Origin of the sequence: Polynucleobacter sp. HIN8, from assembly GCF_030297615.1 — a bacterium.
Classification (GTDB): Bacteria; Pseudomonadota; Gammaproteobacteria; order Burkholderiales; family Burkholderiaceae; genus Polynucleobacter.
Genome location: NZ_AP028139.1, coordinates 362,909 through 388,160, shown reverse-complemented (window position 1 = coordinate 388,160; position 25,252 = coordinate 362,909). Strand labels below are relative to the sequence as shown.

The 25,252-nt window shown below is 44.8% G+C and carries 20 protein-coding genes; 6 read left to right on the top strand and 14 right to left on the bottom strand.

Annotated elements, in window-relative coordinates; translation table 11 throughout:
* Nucleotide 1: 1 nt before the first annotated feature.
* On the bottom strand, nt 2–1,303 hold the full coding sequence (locus tag QUE65_RS02015; protein WP_286281553.1) for a TAXI family TRAP transporter solute-binding subunit: 1,302 nt from the start codon (nt 1,301–1,303) through the stop codon (nt 2–4).
* Nucleotides 1,304–1,347: 44 nt separating this feature from the next.
* Here QUE65_RS02015 and QUE65_RS02010 point away from each other — a divergent pair, with 44 nt between their 5' ends.
* Nucleotides 1,348–2,115 carry an SDR family oxidoreductase gene (locus QUE65_RS02010; RefSeq protein ID WP_215371532.1) on the top strand — a complete coding sequence of 256 codons (768 nt, stop codon included), beginning with the start codon at nt 1,348–1,350 and terminating at the stop codon, nt 2,113–2,115.
* A 4-nt stretch (nt 2,116–2,119) separates the two neighbouring features.
* Here the strand turns inward: QUE65_RS02010 and QUE65_RS02005 are convergent, their stop codons facing one another.
* Nucleotides 2,120–3,127 carry an extracellular solute-binding protein gene (locus QUE65_RS02005; RefSeq protein ID WP_458574775.1) on the bottom strand — a complete coding sequence of 336 codons (1,008 nt, stop codon included), beginning with the start codon at nt 3,125–3,127 and terminating at the stop codon, nt 2,120–2,122.
* A gap of 166 nt (nt 3,128–3,293) precedes the next feature.
* The gene (locus tag QUE65_RS02000) at nt 3,294–4,877 is read right to left on the bottom strand and encodes an ABC transporter permease (protein WP_286281548.1); all 1,584 of its coding nucleotides are present in this window, start codon (nt 4,875–4,877) and stop codon (nt 3,294–3,296) included.
* An 81-nt stretch (nt 4,878–4,958) separates the two neighbouring features.
* Here QUE65_RS02000 and QUE65_RS01995 point away from each other — a divergent pair, with 81 nt between their 5' ends.
* On the top strand, nt 4,959–6,029 hold the full coding sequence (locus tag QUE65_RS01995; RefSeq protein WP_286281547.1) for an ABC transporter ATP-binding protein: 1,071 nt from the start codon (nt 4,959–4,961) through the stop codon (nt 6,027–6,029).
* Nucleotides 6,030–6,033: 4 nt separating this feature from the next.
* On the opposite strand, the gene QUE65_RS01990 is transcribed toward QUE65_RS01995, so the two are convergent.
* A complete protein-coding gene (locus tag QUE65_RS01990; RefSeq protein WP_286281544.1) occupies nt 6,034–6,954 on the bottom strand; it encodes a DMT family transporter in 921 nt (306 codons plus the stop codon).
* A 23-nt stretch (nt 6,955–6,977) separates the two neighbouring features.
* Nucleotides 6,978–7,145, bottom strand: coding sequence for a hypothetical protein (locus tag QUE65_RS01985; RefSeq protein WP_286281542.1), 168 nt, complete (start codon nt 7,143–7,145; stop codon nt 6,978–6,980).
* 434 nt (nt 7,146–7,579) lie between these two features.
* Here QUE65_RS01985 and QUE65_RS01980 point away from each other — a divergent pair, with 434 nt between their 5' ends.
* Genes QUE65_RS01980 through QUE65_RS01970 form a run of 3 tightly spaced genes read left to right on the top strand, consistent with a single transcriptional unit; the run spans nt 7,580 to nt 11,013 of the window.
* Nucleotides 7,580–8,332 carry a VOC family protein gene (locus QUE65_RS01980; RefSeq protein ID WP_286281540.1) on the top strand — a complete coding sequence of 251 codons (753 nt, stop codon included), beginning with the start codon at nt 7,580–7,582 and terminating at the stop codon, nt 8,330–8,332.
* A gap of 40 nt (nt 8,333–8,372) precedes the next feature.
* Nucleotides 8,373–9,314 (top strand): tripartite tricarboxylate transporter substrate binding protein, encoded by a 942-nt coding sequence (locus tag QUE65_RS01975; RefSeq protein WP_458574774.1) that lies wholly within the window; start codon nt 8,373–8,375, stop codon nt 9,312–9,314.
* Nucleotide 9,315: 1 nt separating this feature from the next.
* A complete protein-coding gene (locus tag QUE65_RS01970; RefSeq protein WP_286281536.1) occupies nt 9,316–11,013 on the top strand; it encodes a thiamine pyrophosphate-binding protein in 1,698 nt (565 codons plus the stop codon).
* A gap of 268 nt (nt 11,014–11,281) precedes the next feature.
* On the opposite strand, the gene QUE65_RS01965 is transcribed toward QUE65_RS01970, so the two are convergent.
* From QUE65_RS01965 to QUE65_RS01950, 4 genes are read right to left on the bottom strand one after another with little or no spacing between them, the layout of a single operon-like run.
* Entirely contained in the window at nt 11,282–12,055 is a 774-nt protein-coding gene (locus tag QUE65_RS01965) for an SDR family NAD(P)-dependent oxidoreductase (RefSeq protein ID WP_286281534.1), read from the bottom strand.
* Entirely contained in the window at nt 12,055–13,029 is a 975-nt protein-coding gene (locus QUE65_RS01960; protein ID WP_286281532.1) for a Bug family tripartite tricarboxylate transporter substrate binding protein, read from the bottom strand. Before QUE65_RS01960 ends, QUE65_RS01965 begins: the two co-directional genes overlap by 1 nt.
* A 34-nt stretch (nt 13,030–13,063) precedes the next feature.
* Nucleotides 13,064–13,783 (bottom strand): SDR family oxidoreductase, encoded by a 720-nt coding sequence (locus QUE65_RS01955; protein WP_286281531.1) that lies wholly within the window; start codon nt 13,781–13,783, stop codon nt 13,064–13,066.
* 11 nt (nt 13,784–13,794) lie between these two features.
* Nucleotides 13,795–15,498, bottom strand: coding sequence for a thiamine pyrophosphate-binding protein (locus QUE65_RS01950; protein WP_286281529.1), 1,704 nt, complete (start codon nt 15,496–15,498; stop codon nt 13,795–13,797).
* Nucleotides 15,499–15,646: 148 nt separating this feature from the next.
* Between QUE65_RS01950 and QUE65_RS01945 the strand changes: the two genes are divergently transcribed.
* A complete protein-coding gene (locus QUE65_RS01945) occupies nt 15,647–16,666 on the top strand; it encodes a LacI family DNA-binding transcriptional regulator (protein WP_286281527.1) in 1,020 nt (339 codons plus the stop codon).
* Nucleotides 16,667–17,094: 428 nt separating this feature from the next.
* Here the strand turns inward: QUE65_RS01945 and QUE65_RS01940 are convergent, their stop codons facing one another.
* The 5 genes from QUE65_RS01940 to QUE65_RS01920 form a co-directional block, all read right to left on the bottom strand.
* Nucleotides 17,095–17,811, bottom strand: coding sequence for an alpha/beta hydrolase (locus tag QUE65_RS01940; RefSeq protein ID WP_286281525.1), 717 nt, complete (start codon nt 17,809–17,811; stop codon nt 17,095–17,097).
* A 1-nt stretch (nt 17,812) separates the two neighbouring features.
* On the bottom strand, nt 17,813–19,453 hold the full coding sequence (locus QUE65_RS01935) for an ATP-binding protein (RefSeq protein ID WP_286281523.1): 1,641 nt from the start codon (nt 19,451–19,453) through the stop codon (nt 17,813–17,815).
* 672 nt (nt 19,454–20,125) lie between these two features.
* Nucleotides 20,126–22,552, bottom strand: coding sequence for an RNA polymerase sigma factor RpoD (rpoD, locus tag QUE65_RS01930; RefSeq protein WP_286281522.1), 2,427 nt, complete (start codon nt 22,550–22,552; stop codon nt 20,126–20,128).
* 233 nt (nt 22,553–22,785) lie between these two features.
* On the bottom strand, nt 22,786–24,678 hold the full coding sequence (dnaG, locus tag QUE65_RS01925; RefSeq protein WP_286281520.1) for a DNA primase: 1,893 nt from the start codon (nt 24,676–24,678) through the stop codon (nt 22,786–22,788).
* Between the two features lie 11 nt (nt 24,679–24,689).
* Nucleotides 24,690–25,136: a GatB/YqeY domain-containing protein gene (locus tag QUE65_RS01920; protein ID WP_286281518.1), complete on the bottom strand. Its 447-nt coding sequence runs from the start codon at nt 25,134–25,136 to the stop codon at nt 24,690–24,692.
* Nucleotides 25,137–25,252: the final 116 nt, after the last annotated feature.

The window sequence follows — 25,252 nt, the reverse complement described above, 5'->3', positions numbered from 1 at the left end:
CTTATTTTGCCTGTTTTAACTGATCACGCACCAAGGCAATATGCATTCGTAGATCATAAAGTTCTTTTGACTGGATCGCAGACACATTCAAACGCTCTATCCGATTTTCTAGATCATTGAGCCCAGACAATAACTCATCCGTATTTTTTGAAGCCGCAAATCGCTTTTCGATAGTCTTTAAGGTCTTATAAAGTCGACCCAGTCTTATCTTTAAGCTTAGGTTCAGAATCACGGGTAAATAGGTAAAGATGGGCAATAAAATAATCAGCAAGGGAATTAAGATCTTGATTACACGCTCTAACCACACCGCACCCCAAAACGGTAAATGCCGATAGAAAAACGAGGGGCCATCTTTTAAGAAAATCTCGGCATCTAAATCAATTGGAAAATCTAAGCCCTTGCTCGATGGAAACTCACCAGGCTTTTGTAAGCGAGAGTAATTACGCAATATGTCGTATGTGGTTCCCAACAGTAGACTCACCGTAGCAGGATTAATATCAGAGTGTGCAACCAAAGTGGCAGTAGGCGCAATCACATGAATATCCTGCTTAGGTAAATCATGGGCAATACTTACAAGACCTCTAGGGATATCAACTCGATTGAGGTAAGGCAAAACTCGGGTGTAAGTCTCTGCTTGGTCAAAATCCATCAAGCGAATACCGGGTAATTGATAAAAATCTTTCAATAAAGGTGCTTCACCTGCCAAAACAATCATGGCAACATCAATTCCACCTTGGCGCAATTGATTAATTGCCTCATCGGGACTAAGGCTAACTAGATTGAGTTGTGTTGACTCAATGTCATTGAGTTTAAGAATAGCTTGGGAGAGCATGTTCGTACCACTTCCCTCGTTGCCGATCGATACTTTTTTTCCTTTGAGTTGACTTAATTGCCGTAAAGACCCCCCGTCTTTGTTAAAGGCGTCGGGCCGATACCAAACCCAAAGAGGTTCATAGAAAAGACCGGCCAATGCCGTGAGTTTTGGATACTGATTTGGGTTACCCACACCACTTTGTATGATGGCCAAATCAACTCCGGATTTAGAATCGGCCATCAGCGCTAGGTTATCAACACTACCGCCTGTATTCTGAATTCTTAGGACAATCTTTTCTTTGGCGAGCTCTACTTGAAGCTGTTTTGCAAACTGGTGATAAAGCCCATCCGGAAATCCAGTCGCAATTGTTAGCGTCTTGGGGGGTCCTGGCAATAGCAACCAGATCGTCAAAAAAATACTTGCAATCAGTACGATAAACGCCGTAACCAAATAGGCAGGTCGGGAGGCGATCCGATACAAAATGGTCATGGCTTTATCATTCTATTTTTAACCATTATGCCCTGATTAAATCCATGCCAACGAACTCAAACCCCCTGCGTGTTGCCCTTGTTACCGGTGCTGGAACTGGTATTGGTAAAGCTGCCGCCAAAGCCCTGCTAAGTGACGGATTTTCGGTAGTGCTTACCGGACGCAATCTCGAACGTTTACAAAAAGCAATCAAGGAAATTGGTGGAAATACAACGAACTGCTTAGCTGTAGCTTGCGATGTGGGCAAACCCGAAGAGGTGAAGACTTTATTTCGTCAGCTTAAAGATCAATTTGGTCGCATTGATGTGCTATTTAATAATGCAGGAACGGGTGCGCCAGCAATTCCGATGGACGAGCTTTCCTACGAGCAGTGGATGAATGTCGTGAACAGTAATCTATGCGGTGCATTTTTATGCTCCCAAGAAGCCATGCGTATGATGAAGTCCCAATCGCCCCAAGGTGGTCGCATTATTAATAATGGCTCAATATCTGCGCATGCCCCAAGACCCAATACCGCGCCATATACGTCCACCAAACATGCCATCACAGGACTCACCAAATCCATTGCACTTGACGGCAGGCCATTTAACATTAATTGCGGTCAAATTGATATTGGGAATGCCGCCACCGAGATGACCGAACGCATGGCTAACGGCATTATGCAAGCCGACGGTTCGATCAAAGTCGAGCCACGGATGGATGTGGATCATGTTGGGCAAGCAGTTTTACAAATGGCCAAACTGCCGCCTGAAAGTAACATCTTGTTCATGACCATCATGGCCAGCAAGATGCCATTTGTTGGCCGGGGATAGCCCTCTAGCGGTAACCCGCCTGATCCAATATCCGCTGAGCTGCTACTTGATTGCGCCCAATCGCAGCGACTGATACCTTTTCGACTTGATAGGGTCCAAGCGCTTTCAAAGCGGGGTTATCAAGCTTCACTCCCGGAACGACAGGCCATTCATTATTACCATCGGCTAAATAGATCTGCGCAGCGTCGCTTGCTAAATACTCCAAAAACTTCACAGCAGCCTGTGGATTAGGTGCATTTTTAGCTACGCCACCCCCAGAAATATTGATATGCACACCACCGGCATTTTGATTGGGCCAAATATGGCCTAGTTTGGCAAGCGCGGCAATATCCTCGGGCTTGGTCGAGCGCATTAAACGTGCCAAGTAGTAAGAGTTGGTTAATGCAACCGCGCACTCACCCGATGCGACAGCACGGATTTGATCGGTATCACCGCCTTTGGGCGCACGCGCCATATTGGCGACCATTCCTTTAGCCCACTTCTCAGTCGCCGCAGTGCCATCACGCTCAATCAGAGCACCAACCAATGACAACATGTAGGGGTGCGAACCGGAACGAGTGCATACCTTACCTTTATTGATTGGATCAGCCAACTTCTCATAGGTGTTCACATCATCGGGTTTAATGCGATCTTTGTTGTACACCATAATGCGCGCACGAGTTGAGAATCCAAACCAGGTGGTACCATCCGCATCGGCCTTGGCGCGAAGGTTGGCTGGTATGCGCTGATCCAACACCTTGGACTGAATTGGCTTAAACATGCCATTGACCTGAGCGCGCCACAACCGTGCGGCATCAACTAATAAAATCACATCGGCTGGACTTTTAGCACCCTCGCTATTTAAGCGTTCGAGCAAGGCGTTGTCATCGGCTTCAATCCGGTTAATCTTGATGCCAGTACTTTTTGTGAAGTTAGCATAAAGCGCTTCATCGGTTTGATAATGCCGGGCAGAATACAGATTAAGTACCGCATTTGGCTCAGCTGCATGATTTGGCGATGAGCCCAAAGTTATAGCAAGTCCAAAAACTAAACTCGGTATCAGGGAAATTTTTTTCAATACCGACGAAGGCGCCCAGCCAATTTCATGCATGTCAAACCATTCCTATTAGCGATTACAAAAACTTTAGTGTAATACAAATGAGAATGATTATCAATCATATTGGTACTTCTGTGGTTTTTTACCGTTTCTGGGCAATCGCCCGCGATAACAAGATAACCGGTAAAAGTCCAACCAAAACAATGCTTAAGGCAGGTAATGCGAGCTCGGTTAAGCGTTCGTCGGCTGCCAATTGGTAGGTGGCAACTGCCAAGGTATCCAGGTTAAAAGGTCGCAATAGTAATGTGGCAGGCAGCTCTTTCATTACATCAACAAACACAAATAACAAGGCAGTTAAAACGCTACGCTTTAACAATGGCAAATGAATCCGCCAAATCATCTCCATCGGCTTGGCGCCCAGGAGCGCAGCGGTGCCATCCATCGCAGGGGTAATACGAGTCAATCCGGTCTCAATACTTTGTAAGCCGGCAGATAGGAAGCGAATTAGATAGGCATAGACTAATACCCCAACACTTATCGACATTAACCATGCGATATCCAACAAACCCAAAAGAGACAAAATGCCAACGCCCAAAACTGCGCCGGGTAATGCATAACCAACCGTGAGTAAGCGATTGACACCTTGCAGTGTTTTACTTTGGGTAAGGCGTGCGGCATACGCCAAAAAGATTGCGCAAAGTACAGCTAAGATGGCAGTGAATGCCGATAAGCTTAATGAATTCTTTAACCATGTCCAGTAGCGCGAATCCATTTCAAGACCCTGCTCGCTAACAAGATCAAATAAAACTGCCATTGGCAAAATGAATGCAAATATGAGGGTCAGCGCGCAGAATAAAAAGGCATAGAGCGCATGGGAACCCACTAAGCGCTTCGGGATGGCAGGTCGAGTATTTGTATTGGTAAGGGCATAGCGTTGCCTGGCTCGATTGTGACGCTCCCAATAAAACACAATTAAGACAAAACTCAGGAGCATTAGGGATAAATGTACTGCGGCACTTCGATCCCCAAACGATAACCAAGCCTTAAAAATACCGGTTGCAAAGGTTTGTAAGCCAAAGTAGGATACTGCCCCAAAATCAGCCAATACCTCCATAAGCGCCAAAGCAATACCGGTAAAGATCGCAGGCCTTGCCATAGGCAGTACCAGCTTAATAAATGCTTCCACACTGGTATAACCTAAGGTTTCAGCAACCTCCATAAATCGTGCACTGCGATCTAAAAAAGAGGTGCGCGCGACCAAATACACATAGGGATACAAACACATAGTGAAGGTCCATATCGCACCACCTAAGGAGCGCGGATCCGGTAATGACACAATAAGACCTAAATTCTCACGCAACAGGGTTTGCACAGGGCCAGCATGCTGCAAGAAATCCACAAACAAATACGCCATCACATAAGCAGGAACCGCGAGCGGCAAGATTAAGGCCCATTCAAAGATTGCCTTTCCTGGAAATTGATAGTTCGCTATCAGCCATGCATTACCCACCCCTAGAATGAAAACACCAATACCAACGCCGAAGCAAAGCAGGAGTGTCGTAACGATGTAATCCGTCAACACATAATTCCAAAGGTGAGTTAGCGTACTCCCAGAGACCATCCCGTCAGATCCGATTGGACTGGGTTGACCCAACAGGGCAGCTAAGATCAACCCTAGAATAGGTAGGCTAAGAGTCAGGGCTAAGAAAATAGAGCTTATGCGCATTCAGTGCGGTAATGGATCGAATAAGTAGATGGGTTGTGGTGTTTATATGATTTTTTATGATTCAATGCGAAAATTATAGGGATGAATTCCAATCCAGCCCTGATTTCCCTCGAAAACATTGCGATCGAGTTTCCTAAACAGGAAAGCTCGGGCGTCATTCGGATTGTCAATGGCCTCAGTTTCCAACTTCCTACAGGGGATATTGCCTGCCTCTTGGGCCCATCGGGTTGCGGTAAATCCACCGTATTGCGTGCCATTTGCGGCTTTGAGCCTGTGCAAACCGGTGAGATCAAAATCCATGGCAAAACGGTAAGCTCACCCAGCCAACGAATTTCCCCAGCAGAGCGCAAAGTTGGCATGGTCTTTCAGGACTTTGCTTTATTTCCACACCTTAGCGTTCTTGAGAACGTCATGTTTGGGCTACGGACAGGCACTAATGCAGAACGCCATAAAATTGGCATGCATTGGTTGGAGCGGGTAGCACTTGACGACAAAGCAAGTGCTTATCCCCACGAACTCTCTGGCGGACAACAACAACGTGTGGCACTGGCACGAGCAATGGCACCCGAACCCGATCTGATCTTGCTCGATGAGCCCTTCTCAAATTTAGATATCGATTTACGTGAGCGTCTGGCTAGTGAGATGCGCGATATTCTCAAAGCCAATGGGGTAACTGCCCTGCTCGTCACGCATGATCAATTTGAAGCCTTTGCAATTGCGGATCATATCGGAGTGATGAATGAGGGTAGGATCATTCAATGGGATACTCCATACGATCTTTATCACAAACCGAATACACGCTATGTGGCTGAGTTTATAGGTCGGGGTGTCTTTATTAAAGGCAAAACCCAAGATGGAGGTGCCGTTGAGATTGAACTCGGACAATTGCAATTAGATCCAGGGGAAGCATTGAGTCCTGGAAAACAAATTGATGTGCTCTTACGTGCCGATGATATTCAGCACGACGATGAAAGTCCGATGCAAGCAGAGGTTGTGCGTAAGGCGTTTCGTGGTGCCGATTTTTTATACACCCTTAAACTCAATTCGGGCCAAGAGGTGTTTGCCTTTGTCCCTAGTCACCACAACCATGCGATTGGCGAAAAAATTGGTATTCGCTTGGGCGCTGACCACGTGGTCACATTCAAAAATTAAGTCATTATTCGGCTGCTGCTGGGTTTTGATTGGACTTGCCAATCGATAACAAAATTGCAATTCCAATTAATACAACAGCAATTCCCGCAAGCTGTAAAGCACTCACTGGCTCGCTGAGGAAATACCACCCCAAGAATGCGGTGCCTACTGGACCAATCGTACCCGCCTGAGCAGTCAAGCTTGAACCAATGCGGTTGACCGCCATCATGATAAAAAGCATAGGGATAAAGGTACAAAACAAGGCGTTGATAAGCGCAAAGTAATAGACCTCGGGCTGCTGCACAAAAAGTTGACCGACGTCCAAGACAAGCGACTGAATGCAGGTTGCAGCCGTAGCTGAGGCGCTCGCAAGTGCCACCATTCGGATACTTCCTACCCGCCCCACGAGCTCACCGGCATAGATCAAATAGATCGAGTACGCCACGGCTGACAAAAAGACCAATATGCCACCCAAAAATACAGCGCTCTGTCCATTGAACTGTATATCATGCAAAAAAACTAGGGTGATCCCAAGATAGGCGACAGCCATCGCCCAATATTGCCGCCGATCAATTGTTTTTTTCAGTAAAAACTTTGACAGTACTAATACGATGGCTGGAATTAAATACAAAATCACGCGCTCTAGCCCAACAGAAATGTAATGCAGTCCGAGGAAATCTAAGTAGCTCGATACAAAATAGCCCAATAAGCCAATCGCACAGACTTTGATCACATCCTTTCTGATGAGCGGTTGTGGTGATGTGATCTGCTGGTTCCACCATACCGCTAGCCAAAAGATTGGAAGTGAAAATACCATCCGCAGGGTCAGAACGATATCTGCTGTAGCGCCATACTGATAGGAAAATTTCACCACAATCGCTTTAGCAGCAAATAGTAATGCGCCTAAACTTGCGAGAATAATCGATAGATAAAAACCAGACTGCACTAGTTTTTCCTAAGAATAAGCACCTATTCTTCCCATGGAAATCGTTGTCGAGATAACTCCTCCATGATCTCTCTCTTACTCATGGTGGGTTTGGGCTCAGGTTTAACCTCAAAACTATCCGAAGCCGAGGTTTGATCATCTTGAGTATCTTGATTGGCTGAATTTGAATTACTTTGCTCGGATGGATTCATAATGCTGAAATTGTAAGACTATCTTTATAGGTCACTACTAATCTATCAATAAACCCCCATCGAGGTCGATGAGGTTTTTTTCTGGTGGGCCCACCAGGACTTGAACCTGGGACCAAAGGATTATGAGCACAGATATCCATAGTAACCTCTATGATATCAAGAGGTTACATCGCCTATGGATCGGTGTGTGGTGTTATGTGTGGTTTTTTAAGAGTTACTTGAAGTAGCACTCAAAATAAATCTATCATTTCTGATAAGAATTTGTGATTCTGCTTGGGAACAGGGGTAATTGGGTCCACCAACCTGGGCTACAGAAGAGCTCCAACTCGTTAAGCAGAGTATCAATTCAATAACTCAGGGGAATAAAGACAAAAGTATTATGCTTTAATAAAAACTCATCAATATAAGAAAATTATCCTAAGCCTCAGTTTCATTTGAAATCTCATTATCTTTCAGAATATTTTTTTGACCACCTCGTCATCATAGGGAGGGACAGGTTGGATGAGCTCTCGCAAAAATTTTCCAACCAAGGTTTTCAATTAACTCCGACAGCACATCACAACCTAGGCTCTAGTAATCGATTAATTATGCTCGATTCATCGTATATCGAGTTGTTAGGATGGGAAAAAGGTGAGATGCCCAAAAGAGCAGAAATAGCGAATCAGCAAATTGGTTTAAATGCAATTGTCTTTCGTACAGATAATGCAGAGGAATGTTATGAAAAATTAAGGCAACAAGGGTTTCTAGTTAATCCGGTTCAAGATCTTTCCCGAGAATCTGAATACGAAAATACAAAAGTATTGGTCAAATTTAAAACAGTTCGCTTTCAGGAACAACCCATTCCTGGAATAAGAATCTACTTTTGTGAGCACATAACACCAAATTATGTATGGCAAAGTCATTGGTTAAACCATGTCAATCAAATTACAACCCTACGGAAAATTAATATTACAACGCACAATATTCAAGATGTGACCAATCAATTTATCGCGCTATTAAATATCCAAACCACTAATACGATATTGAGTAAAGATATTTCTCAGATTTTTTTACCAAATATTGAGCTATCCATTCATCAGTCACCAGCAAACAACGCTCAATCCAAAATTACCAGTATTTGCTTATCAAAAGGTCCTAAAGATATTGTAGACTTTAAGATTGATACAAATTTTTTTAACTCTTTTTAAGAATCGATCTATGAAAATTAGTCCGTTTTTTAAGCACTTAATGTTGTTAATGGCAGTATTTGCCCTCTCCAGTGCTGCTATCGCTCAAAGTGAGAAGCCATTAACTCTTGTGGTTCCATTTCCACCTGGAGGAAGTACTGATATTACCGCCAGAACCATTCAATCAAAGCTTGCTGAACGAATTGGAAGACCGGTGGTTATTGAAAACCGTCCAGGTGCAGCCAGTCAAATTGCAACACAACATGTAGCAAGATCAGCACCTGATGGAAATACCTTGCTCATTAGTTTTGATAATCACTCTATTAATCCAATTGTTAAACCTAACCTACCTTACGATACCTTTAAAGATTTTGTTGGCGTAAGTTTATTGGTGCGCTTTCCCCTAGTAATTGCTGCAAATCCCTCTGTTCCTGGAAACAATTTGGCAGAGTTTATTGCTGCTGCAAAAAAACGTCCTGGTTTTTACAGCTATGCATCTACCGGAATTGGTTCGCTTAATCATCTTGCAATGGAAGATATCAAACGAAAAGCTGGTATTTTCGTATTGCATGTTCCATATGGTGGTGGTGGCCCTGCAATCACAGCAGTCGTGGGAAATACCGCAAGCCTAACTCTTCTTAGTTATGCGGCATTAAGAGGTCAAATTCAAGCCGATAAACTGAAAGCTCTTGCGGTGACAGGGGCTCAACGCCTACCAGAACTCCCAAATACTCCAACTGTTGCCGAATCTGGTTATCCAGGTTTTGAAGCCTATTCTTGGATTGGTGCATTTGCCCCAGCCAATACTCCGGCAGCAGTTGTTAAGAAACTGACCGCTGATTTTCAAGCGGTGCTCAATGATCCGGAGATTAAATCGAAGCTCACCCAAGGTGGATTTGATGTTCAAGCCAGCGATGGTCCAGCTTTAGAACGATATGCTAAAAGAGAATTTGAACGCTGGCAGCAATTCGTAAAAAATACCAAATTAAACTTGGAAGATTGAGATGAACGACAAGCTTACTGGAGCAGAAGCTCTAGTTCGAATGTTAGAAGCGTATGAAGTCAAACATATCTTTGGTTTATGCGGCGATACTAGCCTACCCTTTTACGATGCTCTAGCGCGGCTTGATCATGGCATTCAGCACATATTAACCAGAGATGAGCGTAGTGCAGCATACATGGCTGATGCTTACGCTCGGGTCACGCATAAAGTAGGCGTATGTGAAGGCCCAAGTGGCGGAGGTGCAACTTACCTGCTTCCTGGCTTAGTAGAAGCGAACGAATCATCCATACCAGTTTTGGGCATTACCTCAGATGTACCTGTAACATCACGTGGAAAATTTCCACTGACTGAGCTAAATCAGAAAGCTCTCTACCAACCCCTTACTAAATGGAATACAACCATTGACTTAGCTGAGCAAATTCCTTCGGCTGTACGCACTGCCTTTCGGGCAATGACAACCGGCAAGCCCGGCAGTGCTCATATCTGCCTTCCACATGATGTCCAAAAGCATAGTGTTTCAGGCAGTGATATTTGGGTACAAAAAGAACATTGTCATTACCCTGCGCAACGGTATGTTGCAGATCATGAGGATATTGAAAAAGCTGCAAAATTAATCCTTAATGCTCATTTTCCGATATTAATTTGTGGTGGTGGAGTAGTTAACTCCGGTGCTGAGCAAATTCTTGAAAAAATTGCTGTGTTACTTAATATTCCAGTCTGCACTACGGTTAGCGGTCAAGGTAGTCTCGCAGGCAATCACCCTTTGAATGTTGGAGTGGTTGGCGCCAATGGTGGTGTCATGCCGACTCGAGAAGTTGTGAATAGTGCTGATTTAGTTTTTTTTATTACCTGTCGTGCAGGCTCTACCACAACAGAGAATTGGCGATTTCCAAATAAATCAATCCCAATTATTCACCTTGATATCGACCCTAATACGATCGGCGCTAATTACCCCACTAAAGTTGGATTGGTTGGTGATGCAAAACTAACCCTTGAGGAACTCTATAAGGAATTAACGTCTAATTTACAAATTCGAGCTGAAAATTGTGTTGATGGTAAAGCGGTCGTAGCTAAAGCTAAGGCAGCTAAATTTGAGCCATTCCTGAATTTAGCAAACAGCAATCAAATCCCCATAGTTCCCGAAAAAATTGTTCATCTTTTGAACAAATATTTACCCAAGGATGCAATCGTTTGCGCTGATCCTGGGACTCCATGTCCCTATTTTTCTGCATATTTTCTAAGTGATCTTCCAGGAAGACACTTCATTACAAATCGAGCACATGGAGCTCTTGGTTTTTCAATGTCTGCGGCAATTGGTGCGGCAATTGGAAAACCACAATCAAAATGCGTTTCTGTAATGGGTGATGGAAGTTTTGGTTTTACTTCCGGCGAATTAGAAACGATTACTCGCTATAAATTACCAATTCTTATGATTGTGATTTCTAATTCAGTATATGGCTGGATTAAAGCAAGTCAAAAATCTGGCTATGACAAAAGATATTACTCGGTTGACTTTAGTCGAACGGACCACGCCAAGATTGCAGAGGTTTATGGAATACGGTCATGGTCGGTAAATGATCCGATCAATTTAGAGGCTGTAATCAAATCAGCAATTGAATGTGGAGAACCGGCCTTGATAGATATCATTTCTCAACCATTGCAAGATGCTGCGGCTCCAGTAAGTCAATGGATGGGCTAATGAACAAATCCACTGCCATATCACTTTCTAATAAGTATTTATTTCTTGATGGTTTAAATCTAGAAACAGTATAGATACTCAATCAAGACCTATATATCTATTGGGGTCTAGCAGTAATATTTACTACACACTAACTACATTTTTTTAAAAGATGACCTACTGTTTTCACGATAAGTCATTGATCTTATTGGTGGGTTACCAGGGCTTGAACTCGTTACTTCTACCCCTGTATCTATATAAAAAAGTCAAAATTAAGGTGTATCCACATTTATGCCATTCCTTGTCCACCATTCACATCCAAGGTTGCACCCGTTATAAATCCAGCATCATCTGAAGCAAAAAAAGCCACTACACCTGAAATATCCTCTGCAACGGCATGTCTTCGTAATGGAATCTCATGTAACACTTTTGCTCTCTCTTCTGGAGTTCTTCTTGATTCCCAAAGTCCAGTTGTTCTCTTCGTCAATACTATGCCAGGACAAATACAATTTACAGTAATTCCATATGGACCAAACTCCAGAGCCAATTGACGTGTTAGTGAGGAAATAGCGCCTTTAGCTGCTGCATAATTGGCGCCAGCAATTAAACTACCAAATCGACCTGCTTTTGATCCAAAATTAATTATTCTGCCACTCTTCTGTTGCTGCATGTAGGGCAACACAAAACGGGAGGCAACAACAGTGCCCATAATATTTAAATCTAATACGCGCTTCCAATCTTCATCAGTTTCATCTAAAAATTGATAAGGCGTATGCAAAGACCCACCTGCATTATTCACTAAAATATCAATTCGGCCAGAGTCTCTAGATATGGAATCAATAGCTGTCTTGATAGAGTCTGACTGGGTAGAATCGGCTTCGATGGTGTTTAAAACAACACCCTGTGCTTTTCCAGTTTTCTTGGCCTCTTCTAGGATTGTCAAATCCCGATCCGATATCCATACATTCGCACCTTCTTGTGCCAGCCTAATTGAACTTATTAACCCAATTCCTGATCCCGCTCCGGTAAAAAAAGCTGTTTTACCTTTCAATCTAAAAATCATTATTCAGCCTTTATATCAGCAGATTTGATTACAGCCCCCCAGCGCTTGGTTTCCATTTGAATTCGATTTTGAAATTCAGATCTTGATCCACCGATTGGATTTGCACCAACCTTTGCAAGTTTCGCTTTGAAATCATCAGTAAGTAAAATTTTATTTACTTCAATATTGATCTTCTCTAAAACCTCTGTCGGGGTCGCTGCTGGGGCCAATAACGAGAACCAACCTTGGGAGTCAAAATCAGGCACACCAGCCTCAACCATGGTTGGCGTATTTGGCAATGACGGCGAACGCTTCAAAGTAGTTACTGCGAGGGCTTTTAGGGCGCCGGATTGTATAAAGGGTAATGCCGCCGGTAAATTATCAAACATAAAATCAATATGCCCGCCTATTAAATCCGTAAGAGCTGGGCTACTACCTCTGTACGGGATGTGCAATATATAAGTTCCTGTCATCGCCTTAAACATTTCAGCAGATAAATGCGGAGTCCCCCCGATACTAGAAGAGCCGTAACTTAATTTACCTGGCCGCTTTTTAGCCAGCGCTATTAAATCTTTAACAGAGTTAACAGGCAACTTAGGATTGACTACAAGAACATTTGGGACTGATGCAATAACCACAATTGGTGCCAGCTCCTTTTGTGGATCAAATGACATCTTCATCAACTGTGGATTAATGGTGAGCGTTTGGGGAGCGCCAATAACTAAAGTGTAGCCATCAGCAGGTGCTCTAGCAGCCATTTCCATACCAATATTGCCACTTGCTCCCGGTTTATTTTCAACAATAAATGTTTGTTTAAAAGCTTGGGATAACTTTTCAGATATCTCTCGTCCAACAATATCAGTTGCTCCGCCCGGCGGAAAAGGCACAATTACACGAACAGGTTTGTCAGGATAAGCAGCAAAAACAGTTCCGGGACCAATTAATATAAGCGAATAAAAAATAAAAGCTGTAGTAAAAATTTTTAATACTTTCATGATTTCTCCAAATCGGGTTATTCCTTAACTACTTTCAATCCATCAATGTTCCGCCATTCACATCTAAAACATGACCGGTAATGTAACTTGCTTCAGTGGAACATAAGAAATTAACAGCTTTGGCGACTTCTTCTGGCGTTCCTAATCGCTTCATTGGAATTTTTTCTTCCAATACATCCCATTGTTCTTTTGGAATCATGCTTCCTTTGATAGATCCTGGAGCAACTGCATTCACTCGAATACCCTTTGAGGCTAACTCAATTGCTAGTGATTTAGTTAGGGAGATAACGCCCGCCTTTGACGCGCAGTAATGGGCTTTTGCCCCAAGATCCTGAATGTTTAAGGCAGCCACTCCTGTTTTACCAGCACGCGAGCTAATTAAAGTAATTGATCCGCCGGCTTTTTTAATATGAGTGCTGGCGACCTTACAAATAATAAATGCCCCAGTCAAGTTAACACGAATAATGTGTTCCCACTCCTCAACAGTTAATTCAGAAATCAATTTTGGGGCTTGAGTAATTCCTGCGGAATGAACTACCGTGTGTAGCTCGCCAAATTGCAATGCTTGCATAAATACATCTTGCACTTGGTTTAAGTTAGAAACGTCACAACTCAAAAATCGGCAATTTAATGGCAATTCATTTTCAGGCGGATTGATATCGGCAATGACAACGTGATATGAAGAGCTAAGTGCGTTAACTATAGCCCAACCTATATTACTTGATCCGCCGGTAACGATTGCAACAGGGGTCATTTAGATTTTTCTCAATAATCAGAAACATTGATATGGGTTGAAGCCGGATCAATGCTTACGTTAATTACTGCAGTTCTTCCCGAATTTTCTGCCATCCGTAATGCTTCAGCTAGTGACTCTGCAGAGTTGGCACTCAATCCTAGACAGCCCATTCCCTCGGCAATTGCTGCAAAGTCTATGGGCGCAAAATCCACTGCTATTTTCTTGCCTTTCATGTTGTCCCGAACCATTCCTAGACCGCCGTTATTAGCAACTACCACAGTGATTGGTAAATTTTCTTGAACGCAGGTAGACAATACATTCATTGTCATTGCAAAGCCCCCGTCACCAGTCAGGCTAATGACCTTTTTTTCTGGATGAACTAATTTTGCTGCCGCTGCAGCTGGGGCTCCCCAGCCCATTCCGCCAATTCCACCCGGAACAATTAATTGACCAGGGGTTCGGATCTTTAAAGCGATCGTAGACCAAATACGGTTTGTTCCAGCATCCAAAGTTAATAAATGGTCAGGAGTTAAAAATTTATCTAGTACCTTAATTAAGGTGGAATTATTGATAAAGCCATTAGCAGCAGGCGTATCTAGTTGAAGCGGATCGGGGCATTTCTGCTGCACTTGCTTGATCCAATTCAACCTCATACCTCTCATATCAGAAACTATTCCACTATTACATATGGCTTCAAGTGCATTGGCTGCTTCAGCATTAATAGCTAAGTCAACTGGATAAACCCATCCAAGGTTTCTAGGATCAACATCTATCTGAATAATTTTTTGATCACCAGGTCTAATAAAATTTGGCTCCCTAAAGCGCAAATAGTCAGCGCCTAAACTCGCGCCCACAACGAGCAGAAGATCGGCCTCCCGTACTGCTGTATTTGCAACTTTGGACCCCCATGTTCCCAACATCCCAACACTGTATTCAGCAGTTTCATCGACAACTCCTTTGCCGTTGTAACTTGTTGCTACTGCTATCCCACATTTCATAGCCAGTGCGGCGATGGCTTTTCGACCTCGGGGATTTTGTAAGCCATTGCCAACAATTGCAACCGGCCGCTTAGCTTGATTAATCACTGCAACTAACTCGCTTACTGCTTGCAATGCTATTTCTGGCATTAGTACATTACTAGTGTCCTGAGATGGGTATAGCTGTACACGTTTTTGATCAGACATTTCGCGTCGGATGATCGGACTTTTTAAAACCACTGCACAAGGCCCTGTCCGTGGAAGACTTGCCTGACGATAAGCCTGCTGAATTGCGTAAACTGCCTCGTGTGTCTCGGTTGCGTAATAAGTGGCCTTTGTCATTGTTTTTAAAACGGTCCTAACATCAGCTGCACCATAATCTCCTGTCATGGTTTGATATACCCCATACATTCCAAAACCGTCGTAACACGAGGTATCGGTTAACACCAGCATTGGGGACCCAGCAAAATAGGCCTCCAAAATCCCAAATGCTCCAGTAGTGCTTGCAAAAGGGCCTTGACCCATGAATACGCCAGGCTTTCCTGTCAGCCTACCCACTACTTGAGCCATGATTGATGCCACTTGTTCGCTGCGCGTTAATACCACCCTTAACTGACCTCGAACCTCATAAAACTCATCGAGCATCCAAGTCACACCCAACCCTGGAAGCGTAAATGCATGAGTTACACCTAACTCGACTAGAGTGCTAACAATAGCGTGCTTAGTTGGTTTTCCTGCGTATTGTTTTCCAGTCATAACATAGTAAAAAGTAAAGAATATAACAATAATAATACAAACGTTTGCATTATTTAAAAATTCACGTTTTCCCCTATTAAATAATAGGTATATGTAAAAGATGAAATTAATATTACAATCGTTTGCATGAATATCATATTAAACAAGCATGCCAGCCAGCCTATTTGATGTTGCTCAAGCCGTTGGCGTCTCTATTAGCACTGTCTCGAGAGCGCTTAACCACCCCAATATGGTTGATGAAAAAACTCGCCTACGCATTCAATCGGCAGTAAAAATGATGGGCTATGTGCCTCAAGGGGCAGGCAGGACTCTTGTTTCTAAGGAGACTTTCACAATTGGGGCCGTTATTTCCCAAATTGGAGCGTCAGCTTTTGCAAAAACTATTGAAGTACTACGAACTCAGCTTGGTAAAGCAGGATATACACTGCTGCTGGCACAGCCAACCGAAGGAAACATCTCCTCAATAGGGCCGCTACGCGTCTTGATTGAACGAGGGGTAGATGCTGTCGTTCTATTGGGAGGAGGCGGAAAATACCTTGATGATTGGAAATTTTTATTAGAGAAAAATAATATTCCTCTTGTAAATATTTGGGCAGATACTAGCGAAGGTAACTCAGGGGATATTGGGTTTGATAACTATTTGGCAGGGCAAACCGCAGTTAACCATCTCCTATCCCTTGGGCACTTAAAGTTTGCCCTTATCAGCGGCACACTAGAGGGAAATCAACGTGCCTCACGAAGGTATTTGGGAATCTTAGAAACCATTGCCAGTAACGGCGGCCAATTAATGAGAAATAATATCAAAGAGGCTGACTATACGTTTCAGGCGGGCTACGATGCTACGCTAGAATTATTAAGCCCTCGCCTTGATTTTACAGCGTTGATATGCGGAAATGACTACTTAGCTCTAGGCGCTATTACTGCATTACGCGAACGAGGACTAAAGGTTCCTGAGTCAATTTCTGTAATAGGTTTTAATAACAGTGACTTTTCACCCTTTATTAATCCGCCACTAACAACCGTATCGTTTCCGTCTGCTGAAATTGGTATGTACGCAGCTGAAGTACTCGTCAACTTATCTAGGAAAAAAATTACAATTCCTAAGCCATTAACACTTCCTACACAACTAATAATCCGCGAATCCTGCGAAGAGTTAAAACAAATATAAGCTTTAAGAGGTGTTTAAAAATCAACCTGAGTATTGAAATTTAATTTGCAAAAGCCCACAAGAATCAAAAGATTTAAAAAAATAATGTAATGTACAAAGCAAGGTGTAGATTATTTATTGAACGCGCAAGCATTCTTCAATCATTACCTGAATTAACGCTCAGAAAATACAAAACCCCCACCATTGCTGATGAGGGTTTGCTTTTCTGGTGGGCCCACCAGGACTTGAACCTGGGACCAAAGGATTCCGGTTTGTGTTAGTTTCCTAACTCCCTGGACTATGCCTTCACCATATTCTCTTCAGAACTTAGGTGGGTGCCGTCTAGTCTCTACACCTTCAACAATAAACAAGACTTTTGGCAATATCGCCAACCCGCTGACTAATGTTTGTCGGTTCTATGAGAATTTCTGCATTCTAAGCACGGCTTGTTACTGTGGCGTCGCTGGCTTTAGGAAAAAATCCATTGCTACCGAAACTACTGCTGGCTCGATGCGGTGCGGACCTTTGAATTCCAAAGAAGTTACGTCATAACCTGCAGCCTTAAGTTTGGTTACGTGAGGACGCGCACTAGTTTCAATTGACAGTTGCTCGTCTTCCAAACCGTGGGCGATGAAAATGCGGGGCGCACCATTTTGCTGAAGGACTGACATAAAGCCTCCAGAAAATATGATCACGTGGCTAACAAAGTCGCCATTGGTCAGTCCTACTGAGAGCGCATAACTGCCTCCGTCTGAAAACCCAGCAAACCCCAAGTGGGATGGATCGATATAAAAACGTGATGCCACTTCGTGCAATGCTTTATCCAGCCGCTCTAGGTCTGGGCCATTACCACCCACAACCAAGTCCCAAGTTGGAAACTGAGACTGCGGTAACAGAAGCAAAAAGCCATGCTGACGCGCATGCTTGATCAAAAATGGCAATACCTTATCAGCACTGCCACCAGCCCCATGAAACATCACAAGTAAAGCAACTGGAACTCCGGGCTGGAGATCGTCCGGCACGATCAATACTGCATCACGCTCGCTAGCGATGCCCAGGTTGTGACGACCAGCGGGCAAGGCTTGCTTGTCGGGCAAGTTGCCAGGTCGAAAACTGAGCCGGCCCAGTAGCAAATCTCCAAGGATAGATGTGTCAAACGTTGCCATCTTAGACGGATTTACTGATGCTACGGAAAGCTGCGCACTGAGCAAATGCTTCTTCGTTCAGTATCAAATTCCTGCCTTTGCAAAACTTTAGCGTCAGCTTGAGCAACTCCTTGATATCGCGGCCGCTGGCAGCTGGATAAGTTACTATCAAGCGCTCAACTAGATCATCGGGCAGCTCGGTGTTGAACTGCTGCGCTAGCGATTTCCATAGTTGTTTCGCCTGCTCTTGCGTCGGTGTCTCGAACTGGATGATAGCGATGCAGCGCGACAAGACGGCGTCATCAATATCGGCTACGCGGTTGGTGGTCATGAATAGCAAGCCGTTAAAGTACTCGAGAGTACGCAGAAACTCAGCTACGATAGCGTTGTGCTGGAGATCATTGTCGCGGCGGCGAATGTAGACATCGGCCTCGTCGAGCAACAGTACTGAATCCCAGCGTGCTGCGCGCCGCAGGATTTTCGAAAGGTTGGCTTCCACTGAGCTTGCCGTCACGCCGAGTTGACCAGAGTGTACGCGGTATAAAGGTTTCTCGACGACCTCGGCATAGACCTCTGCTGTCAGCGTCTTACCTAAGCCAGGCGCGCCTTTGCAAAGGATGGTTGTACCGCCCGACTTACCCTCGACAATGTCCTCCATTAGGAAGTTACGATCAGCGGTCAAGATATCAATCAGGTCGCGATGAGCATGCGGCAGAACCAGCTTGTCACGCAATTCTGGTTTGTAACGATAAGTCTTAACATTTTGCACATGCACCCATACATTACGGTGGTAATCCAGGTGGAATAGATGTAGATAGCAATGCTGGGGAATCCTCTCAAAACCCTCGCTGATGCCGCTTCCGCGCCAGAAGCCTGCATCGGCGGTGGTGTCAAAGTGGCGTTCTAGCAGCTCTTCGTCATTGACGCAGCGGGCGGCTGTGCCTGCCTGCAGCCGCACGCATTCGAGATGTGGACGATGTCCTTCGCTGGACATCCAGACAGTGCCAGAAACATTAAACTGCGCACCAAACTTCGGCTGTATCTGCATGAAATGCTTTAAGTGTGTCTCGTATTCGTTTTTGAATTCTGCACATTCTTTAAAGTAACCATAACCCGTCATCAATTCGGGAATCGTGCGATCTTGAATATCTTCGGCATAAAAGATGATGCTGTAGGTCATGCCGGTGCGCTTTAACCTCGGATCGTTAATTGGCTCACGATCTGCGGCCTGCAAGGTGTTAGCCAGAAGGCCGATGATGACGTAAGCTGTGCCATCGACAGGCTGCACATAGCGCATAGAATGGACCAGCCAGGGCAGCAACACACCGTCCTTGCCAAGTTTGTAGAGCCAGCCATCGATCATGTCGCGCGACAACCAAGCGATCAGACCAGGGATCAGATGCTCCAAGCTTGGGATTTTTCGGGCAGCCGGCGCGGCGTGGATATTGTCCAGCGCAATCATTTGGAACATCAGCTCACGCTCGTCGGCCGTGCGGCACAGGCCGTAGAGCGTGTTCAATGAGGTGGCGTCAAAAAGTCGGCTGGATACCACACGTTTACCGCGGGAAAGGCCGTACTCGCTAAGCCGCTTCGCAAGCAGCGTATCCTCATCGATCATTCCAAGAAGCGTATTGGCTAGGGTTTCTGGTATTTCGAATTCCATGTGTTCTTTTTACTCTTCTACTCGTTGAATAAATCATAGAAAGCAAAGTCTGAAACATGATTGACTGCAGTCAATGCGAGTCAAAATTGGGTCTATTTCAGGCATGATATACGCATTAGTAATACTCAAAAGACAAAAACCCAGACCATTTCTGATGAGGGTTTTTGTTTTCTGGTGGGCCCACCAGGACTTGAACCTGGGACCAAAGGATTCCGGTTTGTGTTAGTTTCCTAACTCCCTGGACTATGCCTTCACCGTATTCTTTTCAGAACTTAGGTGGGTGCCGTCTAGTCTCTACACCTTCAGAATCTTGCGATTCCGCTTGGCTCGGCGTTGGCATATCTTTCGACTTAGCGTTCACCGAATTTGACACCATTCACACAGCAGCTTTCGCTATCTGGTGCACAACTTTCGCTATGAGTCCTCTGCTCTAACCAACTGAGCTATGGGCCCTACTTAACTTGTTTTACTACACAAAAACCACATAAAAAACCTATTTACTACACACCATGAAAAATGCCTTGGTGTGTAAGCGGTGTGTAGTGAATTTAAACCACCTTTATCACCACTAACCGCTTGAAATCATTGAGGTCTTTACTGCTAGACCTCATGGTTAAGTCCATTATGAGTCCTCTGCTCTAACCAACTGAGCTATGGGCCCCTAAGACTTGATTAATCTTCTTCGAGGAAAGTCTTCAGCTTATCACTGCGGCTGGGATGACGCATTTTCCGTAATGCCTTAGCCTCAATTTGACGGATCCGCTCACGGGTCACATCAAACTGTTTACCAACTTCCTCGAGAGTGTGATCGGTGCTCATCTCAACACCAAAACGCATCCGCAATACCTTTGCCTCGCGTGGTGTTAAAGAGTCAAGAACATCCTTCACTACATCGCGCATCGAGTCATGCAATGCAGCCTCGGCTGGAGCTAGGGTATTGGAGTCTTCAATGAAGTCACCCAGATGCGAATCTTCATCATCGCCAATTGGGGTTTCCATTGAGATTGGCTCTTTCGCAATCTTCATGATCTTACGAATCTTATCTTCTGGTATCTCCATCTTCTGAGCCAAGGTTGCTGCGTCAGGCTCATGCCCTGTTTCTTGCAAAATTTGACGGCTAATACGATTCATCTTATTGATGGTTTCGATCATATGAACCGGGATACGGATCGTTCTAGCTTGATCCGCAATCGAGCGCGTGATCGCTTGACGAATCCACCATGTTGCATAGGTTGAGAACTTATAACCGCGACGATACTCAAATTTATCCACTGCTTTCATGAGGCCGATGTTGCCCTCTTGAATCAGATCCAAGAACTGTAAGCCGCGGTTGGTGTACTTCTTAGCAATTGAGATCACCAAGCGCAAGTTTGCAACGGTCATCTCACGCTTTGCTTCACGCGCCCGCTTCTCGCCAGCAATCATTTGCTTGTTGACTTCTTTGAGCTCATTGAGCGGCAAGACCACCTTGGTTTGAATATCGATCAATTTCTGTTGCAGCTCTTGAATTGCGGGAACATTACGCTCTAAGAGGGCGCTGTAGGGTTTTGGGTCCTTAAGAAGATTTGCGGTCCAACGCAAGTTCATGGCCATTTTTGGAAATGCTTGCAGAACTTCAGCGCGTGGGATTCCGATCTTATCAACCAGAATGCTCACAATGCCGCGCTCAAGCTTCCATACTTCATCCACTTGCGCACGCATGGTATCGCAGAGTTTTTCAACACTCTTCGCCGTTAAACGAAATCCAAGCAACTCATTGCGAATCGCATCTTGGGCCTTTAAATAACCGGGTGAGTTATACCCATCGCGATCATGAGCACGACGCATCTTGTCAAACTGAGCCCGAATCACCGCAAACTTTTCAAGAGAACGTTGCTTTAACTCCTCGAGTTGTTTGGCACTTGCAGTACTTGCACCACCGCCGCCACCTTCCTCATCATCCCCCTCCTCGCCCTCTTCCATGAGCTCGAGATCCTCGGGCTCATCAGCAGCCATCGGGATATCTTCGGCATTTGGATCAACTAAGCCATCAACAAACTGATCGATTTCCATTTCACCTGAAACGATCTTGTCTACATTAGCTAGGATCTCTGAGATTGTTACTGGGCAAGCAGACAAAGCCATCACCATGTCCTTAAGGCCAGCTTCAATCTTTTTGGCAATGACGATTTCGCCCTCACGGGTCAACAAATCAACGGTACCCATCTCACGCATGTACATGCGTACAGGGTCGGTGGTTCGTCCAAATTCGGAGTCAACCGTTGAGAGAGCAGCTTCGGCCTCTTCCTCAGCCTCCTCCTCAGAGGTTGCAGTGGGTCCATGCTCATTGAGCAAAAGGGTTTCTGCGTCTGGCGCTTGCTCGTAAACAGTAATGCCAATGTCATTGAGAAGACCGATCAGAGTTTCTAGGGCATCTACCTCGGATAACTCATCGGACATCACATCGTTCATCTCGCCATGGGTTAAATACCCTTTGGATTTACCCATCTTAATGAGGGTCTTCAAGCGCGAGCGGCGTAATTCTTGCTGCTCCTCACTACCTAATTGTTGCGCAGCAAACTCTTTTAGAAGCGCCTTTTCTTTTGCTTTGCGATCGCGCGCCTTCTGCCGATCAGTTCGGTTGTCCACGCCTGGCTCAGTAACTACTTCGGCCTTGGGTTTTCGACCACGCGTTTTTTTGATCGGCTGCCCATTTTCATCGAGCTCAACAGCTGCTTCTTTTGCTTTTAATTTGGCAGCTTTTGCCTCCGCCTTCGCTTGTTCTTTGGCTGCTTTTTCTTGTGCCTTCTTTAATGCCTTTTCTTCAGCTGCCTTTTTTGCCAATTCCTTGGCGGTTAATTTAGGGACTGGTTTTACCGATTTAGCATTAGCCTTTGCATTCTTTGCAATTGGCTTCACAACCTTGGAGACCGCTTTTTTTGCTGGCGCTTTAGATGATTTGCTAACTTTTTTTACTGGTGCCTTCGTGGGCTTCTTTGCAGCAACTTTTACGGCCTTCTTAACAGCCGCAACAGGCTTTGCCTTTTTAATTGCAGCTTTTGCCTTCGTAATAGGTTTTGCTAATTTTTTAGGAGCAGCTTTGGTAACTGGTTTTTTCATGGGTATCTTTGCAATCGATCAATCTAATAAGTTAGTGATTACTTACTTAAGCCGTATGTCCTGACGATCTGGTTCATTTACCCGTATCGATCATCCAAAGGTTCTCAGGCCAAGGAGGTAAGTGGCTGATTCAAATAGTTTTTTCTGGAAATGCGTATTATACTCGATTGAGTCAAGCAAGGCCTACAAAAGCATAAAAAATATCGTTTTATGCCATCAATTGTTTAAATTTCCTACCGTTTACTCAAACGCTGACTAATTTGCCGATACCGTTCTAAATCCTCGGGATTTGCTGTGCCTTGGGTCATTTTTTCCGTAATTTCAGTCATTTCGGCTTTGAGATTAGCAAGTTCTAACTTACTTAAAACCCCGATTAAATCTTCTTTTGCTCCAATAAACTCAATCTCAGAACCTAAGATCCGCTGCCTTAGGATTTGGTACAAATCAGCCAATGGACTGGTAGCCAACTGATCCTGAAAAACGGCAAAGGAGGAATTTTGATTTTCTTCTCCAAGCTCTAAAACGTCGCATTGGTGAATTAGATCGCCCATTAGGTCATGGGCCTTATCCGATCGTTTTTTAGCAATTTCAAGCGCCAGTTGACGCTGCTCCAAAGTCATTTCTTTTCCCAGAATCGGAAACTGAATCAACAAACGCATGATGTGTTCCGATAAATCAGTTGGCTTGGGTGGCTCAACGTTCGGACGGGATTGCTTTGCCGATCGAGGGGTGATGGGTTTTGTCATTGCCGGTCTGATAGCCTGCAGTTTTGTTTGGGCTTGAGTGTTAGGGGCCGGTGCTTTAGTCGCTGGCGTCAGCGCACAAAATTGCTCCAGCTCGCTCACACTCGATACGGTGCGATTGGCAAGTTCTCGCAGCAGTTGAGAGCGCAAAGCAATGGCTGGCATCGATTGCAACCAGGGTTTTGCAACGTGATGGGTTTTTGCTCGACCCTCAGGAGTTGCTAGATCATTGCCATCACTAGCGAGCTTGAAAAAGAATCCCGATAAAGGCATCGCTTGGTTAATCGCTTGTTCAAAAGCCGCTGATCCATACTGCCGAATGTAGCTATCTGGATCATGCTCACTCGGTAAGAATAAAAAACGAATTTCTTTATCGTCGGAGAGGATTGGCAAACATGCTTCTAATGCGCGCTGCGCGGCACGTTGACCCGCTGTATCACCATCAAATGAGAATACGATCCGATCGGTTTGGCGCAATAATGTCCGAACATGAAATGGTGTACACGCGGTTCCCAGGGTCGCAACGGCATTAGCAAAGCCCAGCTGGGCCAAGGCCACCACATCCATGTAACCCTCGCACACCAACACAAATTCACGATCCCGAATCGCTAAACGCCCCTCAAATAAACCGTAGAGGGTATTTCCTTTAGAGAACAAAGGGGTCTCTGGAGAATTTAAATACTTGGGCTCGCCTTGATCTAAGATGCGCCCACCGAACGCAATGACCTGTCCCTTGGGATTACGAATGGGGAACATAATCCGATCTCGAAAGCGGTCATAGCGCTTGGTCTTACCCTGGCTATCTGCCCCCTCCCCCTGAATAATTAAGCCGGCCTCAATTAGTAACTTAGCGGTTTCATCTTTAGCGTAAGAATCAAACACCGCTTCGAGCCCCTGCCAGCCATCGGGTGCATAACCAAGGCCATAGCGCTTGGCAATCTCGCCAGTCAAACCACGGCCCTTGAGATAGTCAATAGCACGTTGCGATCCTTTTAATTGTTGGGAGTACCAATCACTGGCCATTGTCATCACTTCACCAATGGCAAGGGCTTGCTTTTGAGCAATCACATCACGAACATTTCGTTCCTCACGGGGAACGGAGAGCCCTACGTAGCGGGCAAGATCTTCAATCGCATCAACATACGATTGGCCAGAATACTCCATCATGAAGCCGATTGCCGAGCCATGCGCCCCACAACCAAAGCAGTGATAAAACTGCTTCGTAGGGGATACTGAAAATGATGGTGACTTCTCCTGATGAAAGGGGCACAAGCCTTGATAATTAGCGCCTGCCTTTTTGAGTTTGACGTGCTTTCCAACGACATCGACAATATCGACCCGATTGAGCAAATCGGAGATAAAGGATTGAGGAATGAGCGCCATGGATTAAAGCATTATTTGGCGAGAGCGGCTTTGACCAATCCAGATACCATTCCCATATCAGCCTTACCAGCCAACTGAGCTTTTAGCGCCCCAATCACCTTACCCATATCTTGAGGACCGCTCGCTCCCAAATCTGCGATTACCTTTTGAATGGCTGATTGCACTTCAGCGGCCGAGAGTTGCGCTGGCATATAGGCTTGCAAGATCGCCAGTTCTTTACTTTCTTGATCCACTAAATCCGTGCGCCCTGCTTTTTGAAACTGCTCAATCGAATCTTTGCGTTGCTTGATGAGTTTTTCAATGATGGCGATGATGCCTACATCATCCACGGTAATACGCTCATCCACTTCTCGCTGTTTGATAGCGGCCAACAATAAACGAATGGTACCAAGGCGCTCGGCCTCTTTGGCACGCATGGCTGACTTCATGTCTTCAGTAATTTGCTCTTTAAGAGTCATTCAAGTTCTCCAAATATCAGTGGAATGGATCCATTATCCAAGAGATTAATAAATGCACTAGTAATAAGCTGAATTGCTTTGATAACGGTAAAAGTATTTTTTACCAAAGACCTTAC

Excerpts from the sequence above, each read along its gene's own strand:
- QUE65_RS02015 (WP_286281553.1), bottom strand. The coding sequence starts at position 1,303 with ATGACCATTTTGTATCGGATCGCCTCCCGACCTGCCTATTTGGTTACG.
- QUE65_RS02010 (WP_215371532.1), top strand. The coding sequence starts at position 1,348 with ATGCCAACGAACTCAAACCCCCTGCGTGTTGCCCTTGTTACCGGTGCT.
- QUE65_RS02000 (WP_286281548.1), bottom strand. The coding sequence starts at position 4,877 with ATGCGCATAAGCTCTATTTTCTTAGCCCTGACTCTTAGCCTACCTATT.
- QUE65_RS01995 (WP_286281547.1), top strand. The coding sequence starts at position 4,959 with ATGAATTCCAATCCAGCCCTGATTTCCCTCGAAAACATTGCGATCGAG.
- QUE65_RS01985 (WP_286281542.1), bottom strand. The coding sequence starts at position 7,145 with ATGAATCCATCCGAGCAAAGTAATTCAAATTCAGCCAATCAAGATACT.
- QUE65_RS01975 (WP_458574774.1), top strand. The coding sequence starts at position 8,373 with ATGTTGTTAATGGCAGTATTTGCCCTCTCCAGTGCTGCTATCGCTCAA.
- QUE65_RS01970 (WP_286281536.1), top strand. The coding sequence starts at position 9,316 with ATGAACGACAAGCTTACTGGAGCAGAAGCTCTAGTTCGAATGTTAGAA.
- QUE65_RS01965 (WP_286281534.1), bottom strand. The coding sequence starts at position 12,055 with ATGATTTTTAGATTGAAAGGTAAAACAGCTTTTTTTACCGGAGCGGGA.
- QUE65_RS01960 (WP_286281532.1), bottom strand. The coding sequence starts at position 13,029 with ATGAAAGTATTAAAAATTTTTACTACAGCTTTTATTTTTTATTCGCTT.
- QUE65_RS01955 (WP_286281531.1), bottom strand. The coding sequence starts at position 13,783 with ATGACCCCTGTTGCAATCGTTACCGGCGGATCAAGTAATATAGGTTGG.
- QUE65_RS01950 (WP_286281529.1), bottom strand. The coding sequence starts at position 15,498 with ATGACTGGAAAACAATACGCAGGAAAACCAACTAAGCACGCTATTGTT.
- QUE65_RS01945 (WP_286281527.1), top strand. The coding sequence starts at position 15,647 with ATGCCAGCCAGCCTATTTGATGTTGCTCAAGCCGTTGGCGTCTCTATT.
- QUE65_RS01940 (WP_286281525.1), bottom strand. The coding sequence starts at position 17,811 with ATGGCAACGTTTGACACATCTATCCTTGGAGATTTGCTACTGGGCCGG.
- QUE65_RS01935 (WP_286281523.1), bottom strand. The coding sequence starts at position 19,453 with ATGGAATTCGAAATACCAGAAACCCTAGCCAATACGCTTCTTGGAATG.
- rpoD (WP_286281522.1), bottom strand. The coding sequence starts at position 22,552 with ATGAAAAAACCAGTTACCAAAGCTGCTCCTAAAAAATTAGCAAAACCT.
- dnaG (WP_286281520.1), bottom strand. The coding sequence starts at position 24,678 with ATGGCGCTCATTCCTCAATCCTTTATCTCCGATTTGCTCAATCGGGTC.
- QUE65_RS01920 (WP_286281518.1), bottom strand. The coding sequence starts at position 25,136 with ATGACTCTTAAAGAGCAAATTACTGAAGACATGAAGTCAGCCATGCGT.